General features: G+C 70.8%; 22 protein-coding genes and 1 pseudogene. 5 read left to right on the forward strand and 18 right to left on the reverse strand.

The window, feature by feature from the left end:
- Positions 1–112 precede the first annotated feature (112 nt).
- The 12 genes from rpsQ to ACGF5U_RS10590 form a co-directional block, all read right to left on the reverse strand.
- Positions 113–400 carry a 30S ribosomal protein S17 gene (gene rpsQ, locus ACGF5U_RS10535; RefSeq protein WP_262006829.1) on the reverse strand — a complete coding sequence of 96 codons (288 nt, stop codon included), beginning with the start codon at positions 398–400 and terminating at the stop codon, positions 113–115.
- Complete coding sequence (rpmC, locus tag ACGF5U_RS10540) at positions 400–624, reverse strand: 50S ribosomal protein L29 (protein WP_031076670.1); 225 nt, start codon at positions 622–624, stop codon at positions 400–402. Before rpmC ends, rpsQ begins: the two co-directional genes overlap by 1 nt.
- Positions 624–1,043, reverse strand: coding sequence for a 50S ribosomal protein L16 (gene rplP, locus ACGF5U_RS10545; protein ID WP_005313579.1), 420 nt, complete (start codon positions 1,041–1,043; stop codon positions 624–626). The genes rpmC and rplP overlap by 1 nt, the downstream gene beginning before the upstream one ends.
- A 5-nt stretch (positions 1,044–1,048) precedes the next feature.
- Positions 1,049–1,882, reverse strand: coding sequence for a 30S ribosomal protein S3 (gene rpsC / locus ACGF5U_RS10550; RefSeq protein WP_392715894.1), 834 nt, complete (start codon positions 1,880–1,882; stop codon positions 1,049–1,051).
- The gene (gene rplV, locus ACGF5U_RS10555; RefSeq protein WP_058848120.1) at positions 1,882–2,229 is read right to left on the reverse strand and encodes a 50S ribosomal protein L22; all 348 of its coding nucleotides are present in this window, start codon (positions 2,227–2,229) and stop codon (positions 1,882–1,884) included. The genes rpsC and rplV overlap by 1 nt, the downstream gene beginning before the upstream one ends.
- A gap of 43 nt (positions 2,230–2,272) precedes the next feature.
- On the reverse strand, positions 2,273–2,554 hold the full coding sequence (gene rpsS / locus ACGF5U_RS10560) for a 30S ribosomal protein S19 (protein WP_003948639.1): 282 nt from the start codon (positions 2,552–2,554) through the stop codon (positions 2,273–2,275).
- Positions 2,555–2,566: 12 nt separating this feature from the next.
- Complete coding sequence (rplB, locus tag ACGF5U_RS10565) at positions 2,567–3,403, reverse strand: 50S ribosomal protein L2 (protein WP_356734352.1); 837 nt, start codon at positions 3,401–3,403, stop codon at positions 2,567–2,569.
- A gap of 40 nt (positions 3,404–3,443) precedes the next feature.
- On the reverse strand, positions 3,444–3,767 hold the full coding sequence (gene rplW, locus ACGF5U_RS10570) for a 50S ribosomal protein L23 (RefSeq protein ID WP_106677948.1): 324 nt from the start codon (positions 3,765–3,767) through the stop codon (positions 3,444–3,446).
- On the reverse strand, positions 3,767–4,417 hold the full coding sequence (rplD, locus tag ACGF5U_RS10575) for a 50S ribosomal protein L4 (RefSeq protein WP_392715898.1): 651 nt from the start codon (positions 4,415–4,417) through the stop codon (positions 3,767–3,769). Before rplD ends, rplW begins: the two co-directional genes overlap by 1 nt.
- Before the next feature lie 8 nt (positions 4,418–4,425).
- Complete coding sequence (gene rplC / locus ACGF5U_RS10580; protein ID WP_290111852.1) at positions 4,426–5,070, reverse strand: 50S ribosomal protein L3; 645 nt, start codon at positions 5,068–5,070, stop codon at positions 4,426–4,428.
- 13 nt (positions 5,071–5,083) lie between these two features.
- On the reverse strand, positions 5,084–5,392 hold the full coding sequence (rpsJ, locus tag ACGF5U_RS10585; protein WP_003948644.1) for a 30S ribosomal protein S10: 309 nt from the start codon (positions 5,390–5,392) through the stop codon (positions 5,084–5,086).
- 641 nt (positions 5,393–6,033) lie between these two features.
- Entirely contained in the window at positions 6,034–6,990 is a 957-nt protein-coding gene (locus ACGF5U_RS10590; protein ID WP_392715900.1) for a GntR family transcriptional regulator, read from the reverse strand.
- A gap of 159 nt (positions 6,991–7,149) precedes the next feature.
- Between ACGF5U_RS10590 and ACGF5U_RS10595 the strand changes: the two genes are divergently transcribed.
- The 4 genes from ACGF5U_RS10595 (at position 7,150) to ACGF5U_RS10610 (ending at position 14,287) form a co-directional block, all read left to right on the forward strand.
- Complete coding sequence (locus ACGF5U_RS10595; protein WP_392715902.1) at positions 7,150–8,262, forward strand: FAD-dependent monooxygenase; 1,113 nt, start codon at positions 7,150–7,152, stop codon at positions 8,260–8,262.
- A gap of 306 nt (positions 8,263–8,568) precedes the next feature.
- A complete protein-coding gene (locus ACGF5U_RS10600) occupies positions 8,569–9,441 on the forward strand; it encodes a hypothetical protein (protein WP_392715904.1) in 873 nt (290 codons plus the stop codon).
- A 73-nt stretch (positions 9,442–9,514) separates the two neighbouring features.
- Positions 9,515–11,188: an RNA ligase family protein gene (locus tag ACGF5U_RS10605; RefSeq protein ID WP_392715906.1), complete on the forward strand. Its 1,674-nt coding sequence runs from the start codon at positions 9,515–9,517 to the stop codon at positions 11,186–11,188.
- Between the two features lie 3 nt (positions 11,189–11,191).
- A complete protein-coding gene (locus tag ACGF5U_RS10610) occupies positions 11,192–14,287 on the forward strand; it encodes a poly(A) polymerase (RefSeq protein ID WP_392715908.1) in 3,096 nt (1,031 codons plus the stop codon).
- Positions 14,288–14,296: 9 nt separating this feature from the next.
- Here the strand turns inward: ACGF5U_RS10610 and ACGF5U_RS10615 are convergent, their stop codons facing one another.
- The gene (locus ACGF5U_RS10615; RefSeq protein ID WP_392715910.1) at positions 14,297–15,169 is read right to left on the reverse strand and encodes a YhjD/YihY/BrkB family envelope integrity protein; all 873 of its coding nucleotides are present in this window, start codon (positions 15,167–15,169) and stop codon (positions 14,297–14,299) included.
- Between the two features lie 389 nt (positions 15,170–15,558).
- On the opposite strand from ACGF5U_RS10615, the gene ACGF5U_RS10620 reads away from it, so the two are divergent.
- Complete coding sequence (locus tag ACGF5U_RS10620) at positions 15,559–17,565, forward strand: PIG-L family deacetylase (RefSeq protein WP_392715912.1); 2,007 nt, start codon at positions 15,559–15,561, stop codon at positions 17,563–17,565.
- Between the two features lie 169 nt (positions 17,566–17,734).
- Here the strand turns inward: ACGF5U_RS10620 and tuf are convergent, their stop codons facing one another.
- The 5 genes and pseudogenes from tuf to ACGF5U_RS10645 all read right to left on the reverse strand — a co-directional run.
- Entirely contained in the window at positions 17,735–18,928 is a 1,194-nt protein-coding gene (gene tuf, locus ACGF5U_RS10625; RefSeq protein ID WP_392715914.1) for an elongation factor Tu, read from the reverse strand.
- Positions 18,929–19,078: 150 nt separating this feature from the next.
- On the reverse strand, positions 19,079–21,205 hold the full coding sequence (gene fusA, locus ACGF5U_RS10630; RefSeq protein WP_392715916.1) for an elongation factor G: 2,127 nt from the start codon (positions 21,203–21,205) through the stop codon (positions 19,079–19,081).
- Positions 21,206–21,243: 38 nt separating this feature from the next.
- The gene (gene rpsG / locus ACGF5U_RS10635) at positions 21,244–21,714 is read right to left on the reverse strand and encodes a 30S ribosomal protein S7 (RefSeq protein WP_031076642.1); all 471 of its coding nucleotides are present in this window, start codon (positions 21,712–21,714) and stop codon (positions 21,244–21,246) included.
- Positions 21,715–21,716: 2 nt separating this feature from the next.
- Entirely contained in the window at positions 21,717–22,088 is a 372-nt protein-coding gene (gene rpsL / locus ACGF5U_RS10640; RefSeq protein WP_003948652.1) for a 30S ribosomal protein S12, read from the reverse strand.
- A 307-nt stretch (positions 22,089–22,395) separates the two neighbouring features.
- Positions 22,396–22,955: pseudogene (locus ACGF5U_RS10645) on the reverse strand (hypothetical protein); the annotation flags it as partial.

Consider the following 22,955-nt stretch of genomic DNA (forward strand, 5'->3'; position numbering starts at 1 on the left):
CTGCCTCTCACGAGGTGCGGCCCCTGCCGAGCCTGGCGGAACTAGTGCTGGGACTTGCCCCTACGGGGTTTCCCAGCGGGGGGCATGCGGGGGGCGTGAGCCCCCCGCAAAATTACTTGGCCTTCTCGAGGATCTCGACGACGCGCCAGCGCTTCGTCGCGGACAGCGGCCGGGTCTCCATGAGGAGGACGCGGTCGCCGACGCCCGCGGCGTTCTGCTCGTCGTGCGCCTTGAGCTTGTTCGTACGGCGGATGACCTTGCCGTACAGCGCGTGCTTCACGCGGTCCTCGACAGCGACGACGACGGTCTTGTCCATCTTGTCGCTGACGACCAGACCCTCACGGGTCTTGCGGAACCCGCGCTCGGCGGTCTTGTTCTCAGTCACGTTGCTCTCGCTCATCAGGCGCTCTCCACCGTCTCGATGCCCAGCTCGCGCTCACGCATCAGGGTGTAGATCCGGGCGATGTCCTTACGGACGGACTTGAGCCGACCGTGGTTCTCGAGCTGACCGGTCGCCGCCTGGAAGCGGAGGTTGAACAGCTCTTCCTTGGCCTCGCGGAGCTTGGCAACAAGCTCCTCGTTGCCCAGCTCGCGCAGCTCGGACGCCTTGGTACCGGCCGACATCACGCTTCACCTGCCTCGCGCTTGACGATCCGGCACTTCATCGGCAGCTTGTGAGCCGCACGAGTCAGAGCCTCACGTGCAATCTTCTCGTTCGGGTAGGACAGCTCGAACATGACCCGGCCCGGGTGCACGTTCGCGACCCACCACTCCGGGGAACCCTTACCGGAACCCATGCGGGTCTCGGCGGGCTTCTTGGTCAGCGGGCGGTCCGGGTAGATGTTGATCCAGACCTTGCCGCCACGCTTGATGTGGCGGGTCATCGCGATACGAGCCGCCTCGATCTGGCGGTTGGTGACGTACGCCGGAGTCATGGCCTGGATGCCGTACTCGCCGAACGCGACCGTCGTACCGCCCTTGGCCATGCCACGGCGCTTCGGGTGGTGCTGCTTGCGGTGCTTGACCCTACGGGGGATCAGCATGTCGGTCAGGCCTCCGTTCCGGTGCTCTCAGCAGCCGGAGCGGCGGCGGAAGCCTCGGCCTTGGGGGCCTCGGCAGCCTGAGCCTGCTGCGGCTTACGGCCGCGACCGCCACGCTCGCCACCGCGGCCACCACGGCCGGCGGGGCGGTCAGCGCCACCACGGGCCGGGCGGTTGCCGGCGCGGGCAGCGGCGTTCTCGGCGCGGACCTCGGCGATGTTCTTGACATCGCCCTTGTAGATCCAGACCTTCACGCCGATGCGGCCGAAGGTCGTCTTGGCCTCGAAGAAGCCGTACTCGACGTTCGCGCGCAGCGTGTGCAGCGGCACACGACCCTCGCGGTAGAACTCCGAGCGGGACATCTCGGCGCCGCCGAGACGGCCACCACACTGGATCTTGATGCCCTTGGCGCCCGCCTTCATCGCCGACTGCATGCTCTTGCGCATGGCGCGGCGGAAGGAGACGCGGGAGGACAGCTGCTCGGCAACGGCCTGGGCCACGAGCTGAGCGTCGACCTCGGGGTTCTTGACCTCGAGGATGTTCAGCTGGACCTGCTTGCCCGTGAGCTTCTCGAGGTCGCCGCGGATGCGGTCGGCCTCGGCGCCACGGCGGCCGATGACGATGCCCGGACGGGCGGTGTGGATGTCCACGCGGACACGGTCACGGGTGCGCTCGATCTCCACCTTCGAGATGCCGGCGCGCTCCATGCCGGACGTCATCATCCGACGGATGGCGACGTCTTCCTTGACGTAGTCCTTGTACAGCTTGTCGGCGTACCAACGCGACTTGAAGTCGGTGGTGATGCCGAGCCGGAACCCATGCGGGTTAACCTTCTGGCCCATTACCGGGTTCCTTCCTTGCTGCTGACGACCACGGTGATGTGGCTGGTCCGCTTACGGATCCGGTAGGCACGGCCCTGAGCACGCGGACGGAACCGCTTCAGGGTCGGGCCCTCATCCACGTACGCCTCGCTGATGAACAGCGAAGAGGCGTCACTGTGGTCGTAGTTGTGCGCGGCGTTGGCAATGGCGCTGTCCAGCACCTTGCCGACCGGCACGCTCGCGGCCTGCGGAGCGAATCGCAGGACCGCCTGAGCCTCCGTGGCGTCCATGCCACGGATGAGGTCCACCACGCGGCGGGCCTTCATGGGCGTGACGCGGATGTACCGCGCCTGGGCCCTGGCTTCCATGGTTGTCCCTTCGGTGTAAGTCATTAGTCGTTCCACCCCGCGATTAGCGGCGCTTCGACTTCCGGTCGTCCTTGACGTGGCCGCGGAAGGTGCGAGTCGGCGAGAACTCGCCGAGCTTGTGGCCGACCATCGACTCGGTGACGAACACCGGGATGTGGGTCTTGCCGTTGTGCACCGCGATCGTGTGGCCGAGCATGGCCGGGACGATCATCGAGCGACGGGACCAGGTCTTGATGACGTTCTTGGTGCCTGCCTCGTTCTGTACGTCCACCTTCTTGATCAGGTGGTCGTCGACGAAGGGCCCCTTCTTGAGACTGCGCGGCATCTAAACCCGCTCCTAGCGCTTCTTGTTCGTCTTGCGGCGGCGGACGATGTACTTGTTGCTCGCCTTCTTGGGAGAACGAGTACGACCCTCCTTCTGACCCCACGGGGAGACCGGGTGGCGACCACCGGAGGTCTTGCCCTCACCACCACCGTGCGGGTGGTCGACCGGGTTCATCGCCACACCGCGGACGGTCGGGCGAACGCCCAGCCAGCGCTTGCGGCCGGCCTTACCCCAGTTGATGTTCGACTGCTCGGCGTTGCCGACCTCGCCGATCGTGGCGCGGCAGCGGACGTCGACCAGGCGGATCTCACCGGACGGCATGCGCAGGTGGGCCATCTGGCCCTCCTTCGCGAGCAGCTGCACGGAGGCACCCGCGGAGCGGGCGAACTTGGCGCCACCGCCGGGACGGAGCTCGATCGCGTGGATCGTGGTACCGACCGGGATGTTGCGGAGGGCCAGGTTGTTGCCGGGCTTGATGTCGGCGCCGGGGCCGTTCTCGACCCGGTCGCCCTGCGAGAGGCCGCGCGGGGCGATGATGTAGCGCTTCTCGCCGTCCACGTAGTGGAGCAGCGCGATGCGCGCGGTGCGGTTGGGGTCGTACTCGATGTGAGCGACCTTGGCCGGCACGCCGTCCTTGTCGTGACGACGGAAGTCGATCACACGGTAGGCGCGCTTGTGGCCACCGCCCTGGTGGCGGACGGTCACACGACCGGTGTTGTTACGGCCGCCCTTGCTGTGCAGGGGGCGGACCAGCGACTTCTCCGGCGTGGACCGCGTGATCTCGACAAAGTCGGCGACGCTGGAGCCACGACGGCCCGGGGTCGTCGGCTTGTACTTGCGGATACCCATTTCTCAGTCCTCGTCCGATTCCGGACGATCCAGACCGCCCTTAGGCGGTCGGACCGCCGAAGATGTCGATACGGTCGCCCTCGGCGAGGGTCACGATGGCGCGCTTCGTGTTGGCACGCTTGCCGAAACCGGTGCGGGTGCGCTTGCGCTTGCCCTGGCGGTTGATCGTGTTGACCCCGGTGACCTTGACCGAGAAGACCGCCTCGACGGCCTGCTTGATCTGGGTCTTGTTGGCGCGCGGGTCGACGATGAACGTGTACTTGTTCTCGTCCAGCAGCGCGTAGCTCTTCTCGGAGACGACCGGCTTGACCAGGAGGTCGCGCGGGTCCGAGAACGTCTTGCTGGTGACGACGGCCTCAGTCATCAGGCGTCGCTCCCTTCGGTCTCAGCGGCCTTGGGGCCAGACACGAAGGACTCGAAGGCGGCCTTGGTGAAGACCACGTCGTCGGAGACGAGCACGTCGTACGTGTTCAGCTGGCCCGGCTCCAGGATGTGCACCTGGGGCAGGTTGCGGGTGGACAGCCACGCGGCCTCGTCCGAGCGCTCGGCGACCAGGAGCAGGTTCTTGCGCTCCGAGATCTTGCCGAACAGCGTCTTCGCGGCCTTGGTGGAGACCTCGCCCTCGATCACGCCGGTGACGACGTGGATACGGGAGTGGCGGGCCCGGTCCGAGAGGGCACCGCGCAGGGCGGCGGCCTTCATCTTCTTCGGGGTGCGCTGCGAGTAGTCACGCGGCACGGGGCCGTGGACGACGCCACCGCCGGCGAACTGCGGAGCGCGGGTCGAACCCTGACGGGCGCGGCCGGTGCCCTTCTGGCGGTACGGCTTCTTGCCGCCACCGCGGACTTCGCCACGGGTCTTGGTCTTGTGCGTGCCCTGACGGGCAGCGGCCAGCTGGGCGACGACGACCTGGTGGATCAGCGGAACGCTGGTCTTCGCGTCGAAGATCTCCGCGGGGAGCTCGACGGTCCCGGCCTTGTCGCCAGCCGGCGAAAGGATGTCAATGGTGCTCATCGGTTACCTCAGGCCCCCTTGGCCGCGGTACGGACCAGGACGAGGCCGCCGTTCGGACCGGGGACCGCGCCCTTGATGAGCAGCAGACCCTTCTCCGCGTCAACGGCGTGGACGGTCAGGTTCTGGGTGGTGACCCGCTCGTTGCCCATGCGGCCCGCCATGCGGAGGCCCTTGAACACGCGGCCCGGGGTGGCGCAGCCACCGATGGAACCGGGCGAGCGGTGCTTGCGCTGGGTGCCGTGTCCGGCGCCCAGGCCACGGAAGTTGTGGCGCTTCATGACACCGGCGAAGCCCTTGCCCTTGCTCTTGCCGGTGACGTCGACCTTCACGCCGGCCTCGAAGACCTCGGCGGTGATCTCCTGGCCGAGCGTGTACTCGGAGGCGTCAGCGGTGCGGAGCTCCACCAGGTGGCGGCGCGGGGTGACGTCGGCCTTGGCGAAGTGGCCCTTGAGGGGCTTGTTCACCTTGCGCGGGTCGATCTCGCCGAAGGCGATCTGGACCGACTCGTAGCCGTCGGTGTCGTTGGTGCGGACCTGGGTGACGACGCAGGGCCCGGCCTTGACGACGGTCACCGGGACGACCCGGTTGTTCTCGTCCCAGACCTGGGTCATGCCGAGCTTCTCGCCCAGGACGCCCTTAATGTTCTTAGCCATCTCGCGCGTCACCTCAGAGCTTGATCTCGATGTCGACGCCCGCCGGCAGGTCGAGACGCATGAGCGAGTCGACCGTCTTCGGCGTGGGGTCGAGGATGTCGATGAGGCGCTTGTGCGTGCGCATCTCGAAGTGCTCGCGCGAGTCCTTGTACTTGTGCGGCGACTTGATGACGCAGTACACGTTCTTCTCAGTGGGCAGCGGCACCGGGCCCGCGACCGACGCACCAGTGCGGGTCACCGTCTCGACGATCTTCTTCGCCGAGGAGTCGATGACCTCGTGGTCGTAGGCCTTGAGCCGGATGCGGATCTTCTGTCCCGCCATGGCTACTCAGTAGTCCTGTCTCTCGTAACGCTCTGGAACCTGATGGGCTTCACGTCCTCTCCGACCCACGCGGTCGGGCGTGTCGCACTCCCTCTACGAAGATCTCCCGAAGGATTTCCCAACCAAGGGGGTGCGGGCCGAGGACCGCGAGCCGGGGGAGAACACCCACCGGGTGCCTGGTCGGCGCCCCGCTGACACTTCCCGGAAGATTCCCGTACGTCCGCCCCTGCATCTTTCGATGGCATACATGGGACGACGAGTACTGTGGGACTCGCTTCCGGTCCTCCCGGCGGGAGGCGCGCAGCATCGGCACTCAACCGAGCAACCCGGACAGTCTGCCATACGGGGCGGGGTGCCCGCCAATCGAGCCGAAGAGCTTACCCCGGGCGCGATGTCGATCAAACCGAGCCACGCGGTCCGCCCGACGGCGCGCGTCCGGCGCGGCGGGTCGGCGGGGGCGGCCGGGGCGGCGGGTCGGCGGGGGCGGCCGGGGCGGCACACCTGCCGGTCCGCTCGGCGGTTCGGCCGGGGCGGCGCGGCACGACGGCGTGACGGGGCGGCGGCCGGTTCGCCCGGCGGTCTGCTCGCCGGTTCGCCCGCCGACGGGCCCGGCGGCCTGCTCGGCGGTTCGGCCGGGGCGGTCACTGCCGGGGGTGTCGCTCCAGCGTCGGGGCCAGTCCGTCGAGGAGTGCGCGGAGGCCCAGCTCGAAGAGGGCGTCGAGGTCGAGGTCGTAGCCGGAGTCCGCGAACTCCGCCAGCAGGCGGGTGAGGGCCGGGAGGCGGCCGGACGCGGCCAGGCCGTCGATGGCCGGGGCCATGCCGTCCATGTACTCGTCCCCGGTCTGTCCCGTCGCCGCCCGCGCCTGGGCCTCCAGCTCCAGGTTGGCGGCGACGCCCTGGACGTGGAGGAAGACCATCACGTGCATGTTCATGCGGGTGGTCGCGTCCAGCCCGTGACCCTCCAGGGCGGCGATCAGCCATTCCCCGTGCACGAGGAGGTTCGGCAGCATCAGCGGCCGGGTGACCGGCCCGAGGTGGGCCAGCCACGGGTGGCGCCGGTGGAGCCGCCACAGTGTGCGAGCGCCGAGCTCCACGCGGGCCCGCCATCCGCCGGGCGGGAGCGTGTCGGGGTAGCCGAGCTCGCCGTACGCGGCGTCGGCCATGAGCCGGACCAGTTCGTCCTTGCCGCCGACGTGGCGGTACGGAGACATGGCGGCCACGCCGAGGCGGGCCGCGACACCGCGCATCGACAGGGCCCCGATCCCCTCCGTGTCGGCGATCTCGATGGCGGCGCGGACGACGCGTTCGCGGGTGAGGTCCTGGTCCGGGGCCACCGGCTGAGCCTTGGGCTCAGGGGCACGCCGCCGCGCGACGACCGTCCCGACGCGGGGCCTCGCCTCGACATACCCCTCCAGCCGGAGCGTGGTGAGCGCCTTGGTGGCGGTGGCGAGTGCGACGCCCCACTGCTCGGCGAGGCGGCGGGTGGAGGGAACGCGGTCCCCGGGCGAGAGCTCGCCGCCGGTGATGCGGCGCCGGAGGTCGGCGGCGATGCGGAGGTAGGGCGGGGGCGGGGCGACGTCGCCGCCTGAGGCAGCCATTTTTTCTCCCAGACATCAGAGCTGTACTAGTGCAGAGCCTACCGGCCGCGATGAGCCCGGTGACCTCTCCTGCCCTAGTACAGCACGGCGGAACGCCGGTTGAAGCGCCTGAACGTACGCCGTACATTCAGCCGCGTACACCGTATGAAGGGGGCAGACATGCAGACCGTGCTCATCTCCGGGGGCGGCATCGCCGGGACCGCGCTGGCGTACTGGCTGCGACGGCACGGCTTCGCGCCGACGGTCGTCGAGCGGGCGCCCGCGCCCCGGCGCGGCGGGCAGGCGATCGACATCCGGGGCGTCGCCCTGGACGTCGTCGAGCGGATGGGCCTGCTGGAGGCGGCGCGCGAGCACCGCACGCACATGCGGGGCATGTCGGTCCTGGCCGCCGACGGCACCGAGGTGCACCGCAGCACGGAGTACGCGCGCAGCAGCGGTCGCCTCGACAGCGCGGACATCGAACTGATGCGCGATGACCTGGTGAGGCTGCTGCACGGGTGCGCGCGGGACGGCGTGGAGTACGTGTACGACGACGCGCTCGACGCGCTGGATGAGGGCCCGGAAGGCGTACAGGTCGCCTTCCGCCAGGGCCGGGCACGCGTCTTCGACCTGGTCGTGGGCGCGGACGGGCTGCACTCGGGGGTGCGGCGCCTGGCTTTCGGTCCGGAGGAGCGGTTCAGCCACCACATGGGCGTCTACCTGTCCGTCTTCACGGCAGAGAACTTCCTGCGCCTGGAGGACTGGCAGGTGTGGCTGCGGGAACCCGACCGCGGCTTCGCCGCGATGACGGTACGCGGCAACGCCGAGTTGCGCGTGGCGCTGGGCTTCGACTCCGCCCGGCTGGACGGCGACCGCCGGGACACGCAGTGGCTGCGGAACCTGGTCGTGGAGCAGGCGGAGGCCATGACCTGGCCCGAGGCCCGCAGGTTCGCGGCGTACGCGCGGGACGCGGACGACTTCTTCTGTGACGCGATCGCCCAGATACGGATGGACCACTGGTCACGGGGCCGGGTGACCCTGCTGGGCGACGCGGGCTACTGCCCGTCTCCCCTGTCGGGCCAGGGCACGAGCCTGGCGCTGGTGGGGGCGTACGTCCTGGCGGACGCGCTGGCGAAGGCGGGCGGCGACCACGTGGCCGGCTTCGCCGCGTACGAGGAGCGGATGCGCCCGTTCGTCGCGCTGAACCAGGCGCTGGCGACCGAGAACCCGGGCGCGCCGGCCTCGGAGGAGTCGGTGGACCGGGCGAAGAACGCGATCAGACTGGACGGCTGAGGGACGACCGGTACGCCGGGGGATAGGGCTCGGTTTCGTCACGGGGCACGCAGAGCCCTACTCGTACCAGTGGGAGCGGCAAGGGAGAGGGGGCGGCGGTCGCGTGACGGGCGTCGCGGTGACGGACTCGCGGGCGGATCGGCGGGGTGTCGTGGAAAACCCGGGGCCTCGCCCGGCGGTGGGGGCCGAGCTGGATCTCGTACCGGGGGGCTCACTCCTCTGGGTAAATATGACCAACTTGCCCACGGCATATGCAATTTCGACCTCTACGCTCACCTCGTCATCCCGTTCCAGAGGGGAATCCGTATGGTCAGCTCGCCGCATGAGGCGATGCACCGCATCTTCCAGGAGTACCCGAAGCTCTTCTTCGGCGTCTCCAAGGTCCTCGGCGTAGCCTTCGCCCAGCCCGCTTCCATCGTCGTCCTGCCCACCGACCTCACCGAGACCCGGCCCGTCGAGCGCCGCGTGGACACGCTGCTGCGGTTCGAGACGGACGATGACGGGCCGTTTCTGCTCGCTGTCGAGGCTCAGGGGAAAAGGGACCTGTCCAAGCCTGCGAGCTGGGCGTACTACCTCGCCTACCTCCACAACAAGTACCGGCAGCCACCTGTGCTGCTGGTGGTCTGCCAGGACCACGCCACGGCCGAGTGGGCCTCTCAGCCGGTGCACATCGGCCCCCCGCAGTGGAGATCGCTCACGGTGCGCCCCCTGGTCGCCGGCCCGCACAACATGCCGGTGATCACCGATCCGGCGGAGGCGTTCGACGACCTGGCGCTCGCCACGTTGGCCGCGATCACGCATGTGTCCCACCGGTCGGTCGATGCGATACTCAAGGCGCTGTGCACCGCGCTGCAGGACGTGCCGGAAGACCTCGCCGCTCCGATCATCGAATTCACCGCACAGGGCCTGGGCACGCGCCCGGCCGCGCGTATCTGGAGGAACCTGGTGGCCGTGGACCTTTCCTTCTACAAGTCGCCCCTCTCGGAAGAGATCCGGGACGAGGGCCGTCTGCAGGGCCAGGCCGACGCACTGCTGCTCTTCCTGGAGCAGCGGGGAATCACGGTCACCGATGATGTGCGCGAGCGCGTCACCGGCTGCGGGGATCCCGAGATCATGCGCGGCTGGCTCGCCCGCGCCGCGACAGCCGTCGTCGCCGAAGACGTCTTCAGCGACGGTTAATCGGTCGATCCAGCCTTGCTCCGCTCCCTACAGTGGCCCGGCACCACACGCCGGACTCGGGGGGCCGATCACTATGCGGACGCACTATCCGCGCACGCCGCATCTGCCGTGGTCGCCGGGCGTGACGGCCGATGACGTGCGGGTCTCGGGGCTGGCGGGGTTCGTGGGGCGGGAGGTCGTCGTCACGGAGAAGCTCGACGGCGAGAACACGACGCTGTACGCCGACGGGCTGCACGCGCGGTCGCTGGATTCGGCGCACCATCCGTCGCGGGCCTGGGTCAAGGCGTTGCAGGGGCGGATCGGGGCCGGCATTCCCGACGGGTGGCGGGTGTGCGGCGAGAACATGTACGCCCGCCATTCGCTCGCGTACGACTCGCTCGACAGCCACTTCTACGGGTTCTCCGTCTGGGACGCCGACGGGCGGTGCCTGGGCTGGGACCGGACCGTCGCGTTTCTGCGGGGGCTCGGCGTGCCCGTACCCGCCGTGCTGTGGCGCGGGGTGTTCGACGAGCGGGCGCTGCGGCGGCTGAGGCTCGACACCGGCCGGCACGAGGGATACGTCGTACGGACCGTCGCGGGCTTCGGCGCCGGCGAGTTCCGGCACCGGGTCGCGAAGTGGGTGCGTACCGGACACGTGCGGACCGGCACGCACTGGATGCACACCGCCGTCGTGCCCAACCGGCTCGGTCCGGGCGCCGCCCTGTGGGACGTGCGGTCCGGGGGCGTGCCCGACCCGGACGCGTTGCTCACCGCCGTGGGCATGGACGTGGACCCGGCCGCGGGTGAGCGGAACGGCACGGCCGTCCGCGAGGTGGGGGCGCGGCTCGGCGGTACCGGGGACGCGCGGCTCGCGGGCGTCCTCGCCGCACTGCTGCACCTGGAGCGGCGCGCGACGCTGGCCGGGCGGCTCGCCCCTGCCCTGGGGCTGCCCCTCGCGCGGCGCGTCGCCGATCTCGTCGGGCTGCAGGCCCGCCTGCACCTGCCGTACCCGGACGACGCACGCAGGGCCGGGCTCGTACGGATGTCGTACGCCGTCGACCTGGGCACCCTGCACACGGTCGCCGCCGCGGTCGCGCCCGACGCCCACGCCCGCGAGCAGGTCGAGTGGTCGGCGCTGCACGCCGAGGACGTGAAGGCGCTCGCGCCACCGCCGCTGGACGGGCTCGGCGGCGACGTCGCCGCGCGGTGCCGGGGCGAGGCGCGCGAGGCGTACGCGCGGGGGCGGATCTCGACCGCCGACGAGGCCGTCGCGGCCACCTGGCGCTGGCGCGACGGGCAATTTCCCCGCCTCGTGCACCTGGTCGGGCCGTCCGGGAGCGGGAAGAGTTCCTTCGCTGCGCGGCTCAGGAGCGTCGACGCGTCGGTGTCGCTGGACGATCTGCGGGAGGAGCGGGGCGGGCGGGCCGACCAGCGGGGCAACAACGACGTACTGCGGGCCGCTCTCCGGCGGCTGGACACCGCGCTCGCCGATCCGCGCGGTGGCACCGTGGTGTGGGACGCCACGTCGCTCAACCCCCACCAGCGGTCCCTGGTGCACGCGGTCGCCCGCCGCCGCGACGCGCTGGTCACCCACGCGGTGGCGCTGGTGGACGAGGACGAGCTCGTACGGCGCAACGCGGTCCGCCCGCACCCCGTGCCGCCCGAGGTGCTGGACGCGCAGCTGCGCCGGTTCGTCCCGCCGTACCCGGGCCAGGCGCACCGCACCTGGTACATCGGGGCGAGCGGCACCGTCGAGGAGGAGGCGTAGCGGGTGCGGACGAGCGAGGAGATCTACCACCGGGTCCGCTGGGACGCGCGCTTCGACCCGGCGCGGTTCGTGGTGGGAGTGACGCAGCGGGGCGCCCCGCCGAAGCGGATGCCGTTGTCGGCGTTCGTGCCGGGCGGCGAGATCCCGTGGCACCGGGTGCTGTTCTTCGAGGCCGACGGCGAGGTCGTCTGGGACCGGTCGGCGGGCGTCGACCGGATCGACGACACCGAGGCCGGGCGGGTACGGGAGGCCCGGCTGCTGCGGGCGCCGTTCTTCACGGCCCGGTCGCCGTACGGATGGGAGCGCGGCGCGTGGCGCCCGACGGCCGGGCCCCGTGGCGTACCGGCCACGGCCGGCCTGCGCGTACTGACCTGGAACACCCTCTGGGACCGGTACGACAGCGACCGGATCGACACGGCCCGGCGCCGCCCGCTGCTGCTGGCGGCGCTCCGGGACGCCGACGCGGACGTCATCGCCCTCCAGGAGGTCGAGGCGGAACTGCTCCGCATGCTGCTGGCGGCGGAGTGGGTGCGCGGCGAGTACGTCGTGGGCACCGATCCGGGCGGGCGGGACGTCGAGGACTGCGGGCTGCTGCTGCTCAGCCGGGTGCCGGTGCGGGAGGCGGCGACGCATGTGCTGGGCCCGCACAAGGCCGCCACGGCGATCGTCGTGGAGACGGGCGCCGGGCCGCTGGTCGTCGCCGCCACGCATCTGAGCAGCGACCACTCCGAGGACGGCGCGGGGCGGCGCGAGACCGAGCTCGTCCGGCTCGCGGAGGGGTTCGCGGGCGTCGACGCCGGCGTGGTCCTGGTCGGCGACTTCAACGACGGCGGGCAGCTGCCGCAGACGACGCTCGGGATGCGGGACGCCTGGAGCGAGGTGCACGGGCCGGACGACCGGACGCCGACGTTCGACCCGGGGGTCAACCCGCTGGCCGCCGTGTCGTCGCTGACCGGGCGGGCGTCGCGGCTCGACCGCGTCCTGCTGCGCGCGGACGCCCTCCGGGTCGACGGGGCGGCGCTGATCGGGGACGCGCCCGTCGGCGGTCCCGACGGGCTGTACGTCTCCGACCACTACGGCGTGGAGGTCGACCTGAGTCTCGACGGAGGCGGGGGCGGAGGCGGGTACGGAGGCGGGGGCGGGGACGCGGGCGGCATCGGTGCCGGTATCGGTATCGGTATCGGCGCCGCGTCGGTGCCCGCCGGCGTGCTGGACTCCCGCCCGACACCCCGTACGGCCGTGGCCTGGCTGCCGCCGCGTGAACTGTGGCCGCCCCTGCAGGACATCCGCCGCGACCACGACCCGCAGGTGCGGCGCTGGCCGCCGCACGTGAACCTGCTGTTCGGGTTCGTTCCCGAGTCGCACTTCGAGGCCGCCGCTCCCCTGCTGAGCGCTGCGGTGGGCGCGGTCGACCCGTTCGACGCCCGGTTGGAGGGCGTGCACAGCTTCGGGCACCGCGATGACGCCACCGTGTGGCTCGACCCGGCGGCGGCCGGCGAGGAACCCTGGGCGGAGCTGCGGCGGCTGCTGGAGCAGCGGTTCCCGCGCTGCCGGGGTCACCGGCGGGGCTACACCCCGCACCTGAGCCTGGGGCGTACCCGGCACCCGCACGAGCTGACCGCCGAGTGCGCGGCCCTGCTGGCCGAGGCGGGCCCGCTGTCGGCGCGGGTCGGTGAGCTGGTGCTGCTGTCACGGCGCGGCGACGAGCCGATGGCGGTACGGGCGACGGTGGCGCTGGGCACCGGGGAGGTGCGCTGGGTCGAGGACTCGGGCGGTGTTGAGGACTCGGGTGGTCTTGAGGACTCGGGTGGTCTTGAGGACTCGGGTGGTCTTGAGGACTTGGATGGTGTTGAGGCGGGTCGTGATGCGGCGGTTGGTGCCGGGGGCGCGGGCGGGGAGGACGCGACCCGGGCCGAGTACGCCCGGCTGACCGCGCGGCGGGTGGCCGAGGCGCTGGCACCGGACATGGGTCACAGCGCCGGTCGGGGCGCGGGGCAGGGGCCTGCGGCCGGTCAGGGCGGCGCGGTCGTGCATGTCGTCGGCTCCCGGCGTATGGGCTGCGCCCTCCCCGGGGCGGACCTGGACCTGGTGGCCGTGGTCCCGGGCGACACCGTGGACCTCGACGAGGTACGGGCCCGGGTGGTGGCCGCGCTGCCCGACGCGACCGGGGTGCGCGAGGTGGTCGGGGCGCGGGTGCCCGGACTGCGGTTCCGTGTGGACGGCCTGGGCGTGGACCTGGTCGTCGTCGCCTCCGGTGCGGTGCCGCCGAGCGAGGCGGTGGCCCGGCGGGCCGAGCTGGGCGACGCGGCGGGGGTCGCGCTGAGCGCGGTGAGCGACGCCGACGCGCTCGTGGCGGCGGTCGGCGACCGGCGGGAGGCGTTCACCGCGCTGGCGCGGGGCGTGAAGGACTGGGCGCGGGTGCGGGGCCTGGACACGGCGCCGTTCGGCGGGCTCCCGGGGCTCGCCTGGTCGGTGCTGGCCGCGCGGACGGTCCGCGAGGCGGGAGCCCTGCTCCCGGGCGAGCTGCTCCGGCGCTTCTTCGCGACATGGGCGGCCTGGGACTGGCGCGACCCGGTGACGGCGCCGGGCGCGGAGCCCACCGCCCCGGGCGCGGAGCCCACCGGCGGGCTGCCGGTGACCGTGCTGACCCCCACCGCACCCGTGCGTCCCTGCTCCGAGCAGGTCGGCCCCGGCGGCCGTGACCTGCTCGTCCAGGAGCTGTTCCGGGCCTGGGAGATCGTGGAGGCGGCGGCGGGATCGGGCGCCGATCCGTGGCCGGAGCTGCTCTCCCCGCCGCCCCTGCACCGCCGGCACGCCGCCTGGGCCGTGCTCACCATGCCGACGGGTCCCGTCGAGGGCCGTGTCCGGGGCCGTATGCGCGCCCTGCTCAACGATCTGGAGGAGGCGGGCGCGCCCGACGCGCACGCGTGGCCGCGCCCGTACGCCACGGGTCCGGCATCCGTCACGTACGCCATCGGGCTCGGCGCCACCCCGCCGGACCGTGACCGTCTCGCGGCCCTCGCCGCCCGTCGGCTGCGGGGCCTGGCGGGCGTGACGCTCACCTGGGCGGAGGGCGGCGACGTACCGACCCTGTGGTGAGCCGCGGGCTCACTCCACCGGAGAGCCCCCGCCCCTGTTCCCGCCCGCGTTCCCGACCGGGGCCCGCCGCCCGGTGACCCGTCGTGCCGCCCGCCGCGCCGCGCGGGCCAGCAGCCAGCGTTCCTCGTACAGGAGCCGCCCGACGAGCGCGCCGCCGAACACGACGAAGCCCACCCCCACCAGCCAGGACTGCACGACGAGCACGGTGCCGACCGGGCCGTACGTCACCGCGTTGGACGCGATCAGCGGCGAGAACACCAGGTGCGAGAAGACCCACAGGCCGGTCAGTCCGACGACGGTCGCCACGGCTCCAGGGAACAGCGCGGCCCAGGGGACCCGGCCGCCGAGCAGCAGCCGCTGCGACCACCAGAAGAACAGGACGGCGCTCACCACGGCGACCGTGCCGCGCCAGACGACCTCGCCCGCGTCCGCCGAGTCCGTGGCGACGTAGGCCGACAACAGGAGGTAGGCGACGAGCGCGGCGAGCCAGACCAGGTGGCGCCACATCGTGTGCCAGCGCGCCGGAGTCACCTCCCACACCTTCTCGTAGCCCGTCTCCACGACTCCGCCGAACGTCACGCCGAAGGCGGCGAGCGCCGCGAGACCGAACCCGGTCGTCGTCTCCAGCGCCTTGCCCGGCGGCGCGAACAGGGTCTGCAGCTCGTCCCGCGACGCCTCGGCGACACCGAGCCCCTCCGCGAGCCACTGCGCGAACCCCTGCCCGCCCACCGGGTCGGCCGCCGCGACCACGATCAGCAGCGGTACGAGGGTGAGCAGCCCGAGCGCGGCGAAGCCCATCGCCCGGTGCATCAGCTCCAGGTCCTTGCCGCGCCGGTAGCCGCGCCATGCGGCCGAGCCGCGCACCCGGTGGAACCACCCCATGCAAGGTCGCATACCCCGAGGGCGGCCCCGGCGGTACCGGCGGGGTCCGGGAGGCCCCGAATGGCGCCACGATGACGCACAGGGCGAGCGTCCCGCCCCGGTCACCCCGGTCACCCCGGTCACCCCGTCACCCCGGTCCCGTGGCCCGGCGTGTGATCTTGCGAACATCACATGACCGTACGAGCAACCCCCGGTGGACTTCCTCCGTCTAGCTGGTCGCGGTAGTGCGCGGCTTTCGACCAGCCGGCCGCCGCCGCACAGGCACCACGGCGGAACCACGGCACGCAGCGCGGGGGAGACAAGTGAACGACACGCGGGGGTCAGGGCTGCGCCCTGCCGTTTTCCGGGCGGCTTTCCGGCCGGGCAGGCGCGGGGTCCTGGGGTCGGCCGTGGCCGTCGCGCTCGCCGCCGTCACCGGGTGTTCCGTGCCCGCGCCCCGGCGCACGGGGCCCACCGCGGATCCCGCGCCCGGCATGCCGATCACCCGTACGCGGCGGGCCCAGCTGATGCAGATCCTGGCCCACCCGGACGACGACCTGTACTTCATGAACCCGGACTGCCAGCGCATGCTGGACGCCGGCGTCCCGCTGGTCTGCGTGTACGTCACGGCGGGCGAGCACACCGGCAAGAACCGAATACCCGGCGGGGGCGAGCCCGTCGCCGACCCGGCCGCCTACTCCTCCGCCCGCCATCAGGGCCTGCGCCAGGCGTACGCGACGCTCATCGGCCTCGACAAGTTCACGCCCTGGCAGAAGGGCGTGGTGACCCTGCGCGGCGACCGGCGCGCCGAGCTCAACACGCTCACCAACGGCAGCCGCCGGGTCGAGCTGATCTATCTCAACCTCGCGATGCACACGCCGCGCCGCTGGATGGCGCTGCCCAGCCTGTGGCACGACCGTGCCCTGGGCCTGCGGACCGTCATCGCCACCGACTCCCCCGTGCGCAGGTCCGACGACTACGACTACGACGGGCTCATCGACGTCCTGGTGGGGCTGATGGACCGTTACCGCCCGACGGTCATCCACACCCTCGACCCGGACCCCGACATCCAGCACAGCGACGAGAAGACCCGTAAGCGGGACTCCGAGCAGGCCGGCTACTCCGACCACGGCGACCACACCGCCGTCGCCTGCTTCAGCTGGGCGGCGATGGTCCGCTGGGTCGCCGACGCCACCCGCGACGGCGGCGCGGTCCCCGGCTTCGTCACCACCTCGTTCCGCGGCTACTACAACCGGCACTGGCCCAAGAACCTGCCGACCGCCGTGCTCAAGGAGAAGGCCGGACACCTCGTCCCGTACGGCGGCGACCCGGACTGGGACTGCGGCAACAGCGCCGGCTGCGGCGACTACAGCGTCGGCGGCGACCGTCCGCTCACCAACAAGAAGGGCTGGGTCCGGGCGACCCACCACCGTTTCCCGCACACCGGTCCGGCCGTCGCCGCCGACCCGGACGGACGGCTGTCCGTGTACGGGGTGCTGGGCCTGCGCGCGGTCCGCTGGCGCGAGACCGAGGCGGGCAGCGGCCAGTGGGGCGAGCCCGGCGACCTGGGCGGCGGCCCGCTCGCACCCGGCCTGGGGGCCGCGTCCCTGCCGGACGGCCGCCAGCTGCTGTTCGGGCTGCGGTTCGCGGCGCTCGGCGGGCACGGCGGCGCCAACAAGCGGGAGGTCGTGCTGCTGGAGCAGGCGGAACCGGGCGGCGCGTTCCTGGCATGGCGGGGCCTCGGCAACCCGGAACGGCACGACGACCGGGGGCGGCGGCTCGGCGTGCCGGTCGCGGTGACCGCCCCGGACGGGCGCGTGCACCTGTTCGTGCGGAACGCGGACAAGGGCGTCAGCACCCGGGTACGTGAGGCCGACGGCGCCTGGGGCGGCTGGCGGGACCTCGCGGGCGAGGAGGTCCAGGACGGCCTCGCGGCGGCCGTGGACCGGTTCGGGCGGGTCCACGTGTTCGCGACGGGCCGGGAGAACGTGCACCACTGGACGCAGGACGCGCCCGGCGCACCCGTCACGTTCCGGCCGGCCGGCACCCTGCCTGCCTCCGGCGACCCGCTGGCGGTGGCGACCACGCCCAGCGGCGACCTGGAGCTCTACTACCGCGAGCCCACCCGGAAGCAGCTGACAGCGGTACGCCTCGACGGCGGCGCCCCCAGCAGGGTCGCCCTCGACGGCTACGGCCCGGTCGCCGCCGCCGGCACGCCCAAGGGCCCGGTGCTGCTCGGCAAGGACCTGCGCGGCCGCGTCCAGCTGCGGGTGGGAGGCCGCGTCTCCACCCGTACGCAGGGCGTGGCGGCCATCGAGTCGGCCGCGCTCCGCCTGGGCCCGAACGGCGCGCTGGCGGTCGGCATCGGCGCGGACGCCTACCCCTGGTCCTGGGCGTCGCACACGGGCGCGGCGTAACGCCCTAACGGCGGCGTCACCCGGGAACCGCGGCGTCACGCCAGAACGGCGGCGTCACGCGAGGACAGGGAACGACGGCGCGGCGGGCGTGAACGACGCGAAGGGCCCCGCACCATTCGGTGCGGGGCCCTCGCTGATGCTCCGGGGAGCTACCAGGTCAAACCGATGATCACTTGTTGATCTTGGTGACCTGGCCGGCGCCGACGGTCCGGCCACCCTCACGGATGGCGAACTTCAGGCCCTCCTCCATGGCGACGGGCTGGATCAGCGTGACCGTCATGGTGGTGTTGTCGCCCGGCATGACCATCTCGGTGCCCTCGGGGAGGGTCACGACGCCGGTCACGTCCGTGGTACGGAAGTAGAACTGCGGGCGGTAGTTGTTGAAGAACGGGGTGTGACGACCACCCTCGTCCTTCGACAGGATGTAGGCCTGGGCCTCGAACTCGGTGTGCGGCGTGACCGAACCGGGCTTGATGATGACCTGGCCGCGCTCGACGTCCTCGCGCTTGATGCCACGGAGGAGCAGACCGACGTTCTCACCGGCCTGGCCCTCGTCGAGCAGCTTGCGGAACATCTCGATGCCGGTGACCGTGGTGGTGGTCTTCTCCGGACGGATACCGACGATGTCGACGGTCTCGTTGACCTTCAGGACACCGCGCTCGATACGACCGGTGACGACCGTGCCACGACCGGTGATCGTGAAGACGTCCTCGATCGGCATGAGGAACGGCTTGTCGACGTCGCGCTCCGGCTGCGGGATGGCCTCGTCGACGGCGTTCATCAGGTTGAGGACGGACTCGCCCCACTCGGCGTCGCCCTCGAGCGCCTTCAGCGCCGAGACCTTGACGACCGGGACGTCGTCGCCCGGGAACTCGTACTCGGAGAGGAGCTCACGCACCTCGAGCTCGACGAGCTCCAGGATCTCCTCGTCGTCCACCATGTCGGCCTTGTTCAGGGCGACGACGATGTACGGAACGCCGACCTGGCGGGCCAGGAGCACGTGCTCCTTGGTCTGCGGCATCGGGCCGTCGGTGGCGGCGACCACCAGGATGGCGCCGTCCATCTGCGCCGCACCGGTGATCATGTTCTTGATGTAGTCCGCGTGACCCGGGCAGTCGACGTGCGCGTAGTGACGCGACTCCGTCTGGTACTCGACGTGCGCGATGGAGATGGTGATACCGCGCTGCCGCTCCTCAGGAGCCTTGTCGATCTGATCGAAGGCCGAGGCCTCGTTCAGGTCCGGGTACTTGTCGTGCAGCACCTTGGTAATGGCGGCCGTGAGGGTCGTCTTACCGTGGTCGATGTGACCGATGGTGCCGATGTTGACGTGCGGCTTAGTCCGCTCGAACTTCGCCTTCGCCACTGGGGTCCTCCTGTGGAGTGGTTCTGTACGCCTTACTCATCGGCGCCAGGTGATCTTTGCTGGGATGCCGGGTCCCGGGGCGTTCGTCACGATCCGCGTCGAACGCCCCGGGTAATCCGGTGACAAGCCTAAAGCGTGAACTCGGGAGAGTTACTCGCCCTTGGCCTTCGCGATGATCTCCTCGGCGACGTTCCGCGGAACCTCGGCGTAGGAGTCGAACTGCATCGAGTAGCTTGCGCGACCCGAGGTCTTGCTGCGGAGGTCTCCGACGTAGCCGAACATCTCCGAAAGCGGCACCAGGCCCTTGACGACCCGGGCGCCGGCCCGCTCCTCCATGGCCTGGATCTGGCCACGGCGGGAGTTGATGTCACCGATGACGTCGCCCATGTAGTCCTCGGGCGTGGTGACCTCGACGGCCATCATCGGCTCGAGGAGCACGGGGGACGCCTTGCGCGCGGCCTCCTTGAAGGCCTGCGAACCGGCGATCTTGAACGCGAGCTCGGAGGAGTCGACCTCGTGGAAGGCACCGTCGAGCAGGGTCACGCGCACACCGGTCATCTCGTAACCGGCGAGGATGCCGAACTGCATGGCCTCCTGGCAGCCGGCGTCGACCGAAGGGATGTACTCCTTCGGGATACGACCACCGGTGACCTTGTTGACGAACTCGTACGAGGCGTCGCCGCCCTCGATCGGCTCGATCGCGATCTGCACCTTGGCGAACTGACCGGTACCACCGGTCTGCTTCTTGTGGGTGTAGTCCACGCGCTCGACGGTCTTGCGGATCGTCTCACGGTACGCGACCTGCGGCTTGCCGACGTTGGCCTCGACCTTGAACTCGCGCTTCATGCGGTCGACGAGCACCTCGAGGTGAAGCTCGCCCATACCGCCGATGACGGTCTGGCCGGTCTCCTCGTTGGTGTGCACCTGGAAGGAGGGGTCCTCCTCCGCGAGACGCTGGATGGCGACACCCAGCTTCTCCTGGTCACCCTTGGACTTGGGCTCGATCGCGACCTCGATGACCGGCGCCGGGAAGTCCATGGACTCCAGGATCACCGGGCTCTTGTCGTCGCACAGCGTCTCACCGGTCGTGGTCTGCTTCAGACCCATGACGGCGACGATGTCACCGGCGCCCACCGACTCGATCTCCTCACGCTTGTTCGCGTGCATGCGGTAGATCTTGCCGATGCGCTCCTTCTTGCCCTTGACGGAGTTCAGCACGGCGGTGCCGGACTCCAGGCGGCCGGAGTACACGCGGACGAACGTGAGCTTGCCGAGGTGCGGGTCGCTCATGATCTTGAAGGCCAGGGCGGCGAGCGGCTCGGAGTCGGCCGGCTTGCGCTTGACGACCTCCTCCGGGTCCTTGACGTCGTGACCCTCGATGGCCTCGATGTCGACCGGCGACGGCAGGTAGCGGACGACCGCGTCGAGCAGGGGCTGAACACCCTTGTTCTTGAACGCGGTGCCACAGAACACCGGGGTGACCGTGGTGTCCTTCGACTTGCCGGAAGCGATCGTGATACGGCGGATGGCCGCGTACAGCTGCTCCTCGGTGGGCTCCTCGCCCTCCAGGTACAGCTCCATGATCTCTTCGTCGTTCTCGGCGACGGTCTCGACCAGCTTGCCGCGGTACTCCTCGGCAGCCTCGGTGTGCGTGGCCGGGATGTCGACGACGTCGTACATCTCGCCCTTGGCCGCCTCGGCGGACCAGACCAGGGCCTTCATGCGGACCAGGTCGATGACGCCCTTGAAGTCCGCCTCGGCACCGATCGGGAGCTGCATGACGATCGGGGTCGCGCCGAGGCGGTCCTTGATCATGTCGACGCAGCGGTGGAACTCGGCGCCCGTACGGTCGAGCTTGTTGACGAAGCAGATACGCGGAACGCCGTAGCGGTCCGCCTGACGCCAGACGGTCTCGGACTGCGGCTCCACACCGGCGACACCGTCGAACACGGTCACGGCGCCGTCGAGGACGCGGAGCGAACGCTCCACCTCGACGGTGAAGTCGACGTGGCCCGGGGTGTCGATGATGTTGATGGTGTGGTCGACGTCCTCGAGCGGCCAGTGGCAGGTCGTCGCGGCGGACGTGATCGTGATGCCGCGTTCCTGCTCCTGCTCCATCCAGTCCATCGTGGCGGCGCCGTCGTGGACTTCACCGATCTTGTACGAAACACCGGTGTAGAAGAGGATGCGCTCGGTGGTGGTCGTCTTGCCCGCGTCGATGTGGGCCATGATCCCGATGTTGCGGACCTTGGCCAGGTCAAGCGAAGTGGTAGCCATAAGGCTTCAGTCTTCTCTCGGTCTCGATGTGGGTGCGACTACCAGCGGTAGTGCGCGAAGGCCTTGTTGGACTCGGCCATCTTGTGCGTGTCCTCACGCTTCTTGACCGAAGCGCCGAGGCCGTTCGAGGCATCCAGCAGCTCGTTCATGAGGCGCTCGGTCATGGTCTTCTCGCGACGGGCGCGCGAGTAGCCCACGAGCCAGCGCAGCGCGAGAGTGGAGGCGCGACCGGGCTTGACCTCGATCGGCACCTGGTAGGTGGCGCCACCGACACGGCGGGACTTGACCTCGAGAGACGGCTTGACGTTCTCGAGGGCGCGCTTCAGCGTGATGACCGGGTCGTTGCCGGTCTTCTCGCGGAGGCCTTCCATGGCGCCGTAGACGATCCGCTCGGCGGTGGAACGCTTGCCGTTGAGCAGGATCTTGTTGATGAGCGAGGTCACCAGAGGAGAACCGTAAACCGGGTCGATGATGACCGGGCGCTTCGGGGCGGGGCCCTTACGAGGCATTCTTACTTCTCCTTCTTGGCGCCGTAGCGGCTGCGGGCCTGCTTGCGGTTCTTGACACCCTGGGTGTCGAGGGAACCGCGGATGATCTTGTAACGAACACCCGGCAGGTCCTTCACACGGCCACCACGCACGAGCACGATGGAGTGCTCCTGCAGGTTGTGTCCCTCACCCGGAATGTAAGCGGTGACCTCGATCCCGCTGGTCAGACGCACACGCGCGACCTTACGCAGGGCCGAGTTCGGCTTCTTCGGGGTGGTCGTGAACACACGCGTGCAGACGCCGCGGCGCTGAGGGGAACCCTCGAGTGCGGGCGTCTTGTTCTTCTCGACCTTGTCCTGCCGGCCCTTACGGACCAGCTGCTGGATCGTAGGCACTACTTCTCCGGTTTCTGTGTGCCGTGTAGTAAAGCTAACCTGGAACGTCGCCGACCCACGCGGTCGGGTGTGTCGAATGCTGCGGACTTCCACCGGAAGGCGGAAAAGGGCGCAGATCACGGTGGCCCTTGGTGGACTCGCCATGCGGTTGAGGACACGCACAGGAGCCCAGGCACACCCCAGGCACAAGGTCTGAGCGTACCTATCGCATGGACTCCGGTCAAAACAAATGCCACGCCGGGCAAGGGCCGGGCGGCACCCCCGTCGACCTGCGCTCCCGTAGACGCGGACCGGCGGCGGAACGCGGTCAGGCCGGGGTGTCTCCCGGGTCGCCTCCCCGGCTGCCTCCCGGGTCGCCTCCCCGCCCGCCTCCGGGGTCGCCTCCGGGGTCGTCTCCCCGCCCGCCTCCCCGCCCGCCTCCCGGAGGAACGTCCGGGGCGCCGGATGAGCCGCGGCGCGGGCGGCGCGGGCCGGGCAGCCTCGGAATGGTGGGGACCTTCGAGCCGGGGCTCTTGGGTAAGAGGGACGCCCGGGCGCCGACCGGGGCTTCGGAGGCCGCGCCGGCGGGGGCTTCGGTGGACCGTGGGGGTCCGCCCGTACGGCCGACGGACGCCTCGCGCGCCCGTTCGACGCGCTCGGTCCCGCCGGTCTGGTCGGTACGGCCGGTCCCGCCGGTCTGGTCGGTACGGCCGGTCTCGCCGGTCTGATCTGCGGGGTCGGCGGGGTCGGCCTCTTCGGCGCGGGCGGTCTGGTCGGTCTGGTCGGTCTGGTCGGTCTGGTCGGTACGGCCGGTCTCGCCGGTCTGATCTGCGGGGTCGGCGGGGTCGGCCTCTTCGGCGCGGGCGGTCTGGTCGGTCTGGTCGGTCT

Source organism: Streptomyces sp. NPDC047886 (genome assembly GCF_043204435.1).
GTDB lineage: Bacteria > Actinomycetota > Actinomycetes > Streptomycetales > Streptomycetaceae > Streptomyces.

Bases quoted from the DNA above. Each gene is read 5' to 3' on its own strand.
- rplB (WP_356734352.1), bottom strand. From the start codon at position 3,403: ATGGGTATCCGCAAGTACAAGCCGACGACCCCGGGCCGTCGTGGCTCC.
- rplD (WP_392715898.1), bottom strand. From the start codon at position 4,417: ATGAGCACCATTGACATCCTTTCGCCGGCTGGCGACAAGGCCGGGACC.
- rpsG (WP_031076642.1), bottom strand. From the start codon at position 21,714: ATGCCTCGTAAGGGCCCCGCCCCGAAGCGCCCGGTCATCATCGACCCG.
- rplP (WP_005313579.1), bottom strand. From the start codon at position 1,043: ATGCTGATCCCCCGTAGGGTCAAGCACCGCAAGCAGCACCACCCGAAG.
- rpsS (WP_003948639.1), bottom strand. From the start codon at position 2,554: ATGCCGCGCAGTCTCAAGAAGGGGCCCTTCGTCGACGACCACCTGATC.
- ACGF5U_RS10605 (WP_392715906.1), top strand. From the start codon at position 9,515: ATGCGGACGCACTATCCGCGCACGCCGCATCTGCCGTGGTCGCCGGGC.
- ACGF5U_RS10590 (WP_392715900.1), bottom strand. From the start codon at position 6,990: ATGGCTGCCTCAGGCGGCGACGTCGCCCCGCCCCCGCCCTACCTCCGC.
- rplC (WP_290111852.1), bottom strand. From the start codon at position 5,070: ATGGCTAAGAACATTAAGGGCGTCCTGGGCGAGAAGCTCGGCATGACC.
- ACGF5U_RS10615 (WP_392715910.1), bottom strand. From the start codon at position 15,169: ATGGGGTGGTTCCACCGGGTGCGCGGCTCGGCCGCATGGCGCGGCTAC.
- ACGF5U_RS10595 (WP_392715902.1), top strand. From the start codon at position 7,150: ATGCAGACCGTGCTCATCTCCGGGGGCGGCATCGCCGGGACCGCGCTG.
- rpsQ (WP_262006829.1), bottom strand. From the start codon at position 400: ATGAGCGAGAGCAACGTGACTGAGAACAAGACCGCCGAGCGCGGGTTC.
- rpmC (WP_031076670.1), bottom strand. From the start codon at position 624: ATGTCGGCCGGTACCAAGGCGTCCGAGCTGCGCGAGCTGGGCAACGAG.
- ACGF5U_RS10600 (WP_392715904.1), top strand. From the start codon at position 8,569: ATGGTCAGCTCGCCGCATGAGGCGATGCACCGCATCTTCCAGGAGTAC.
- rplW (WP_106677948.1), bottom strand. From the start codon at position 3,767: ATGACTGAGGCCGTCGTCACCAGCAAGACGTTCTCGGACCCGCGCGAC.
- rplV (WP_058848120.1), bottom strand. From the start codon at position 2,229: ATGGAAGCCAGGGCCCAGGCGCGGTACATCCGCGTCACGCCCATGAAG.
- rpsC (WP_392715894.1), bottom strand. From the start codon at position 1,882: ATGGGCCAGAAGGTTAACCCGCATGGGTTCCGGCTCGGCATCACCACC.
- fusA (WP_392715916.1), bottom strand. From the start codon at position 21,205: ATGGCTACCACTTCGCTTGACCTGGCCAAGGTCCGCAACATCGGGATC.
- rpsJ (WP_003948644.1), bottom strand. From the start codon at position 5,392: ATGGCGGGACAGAAGATCCGCATCCGGCTCAAGGCCTACGACCACGAG.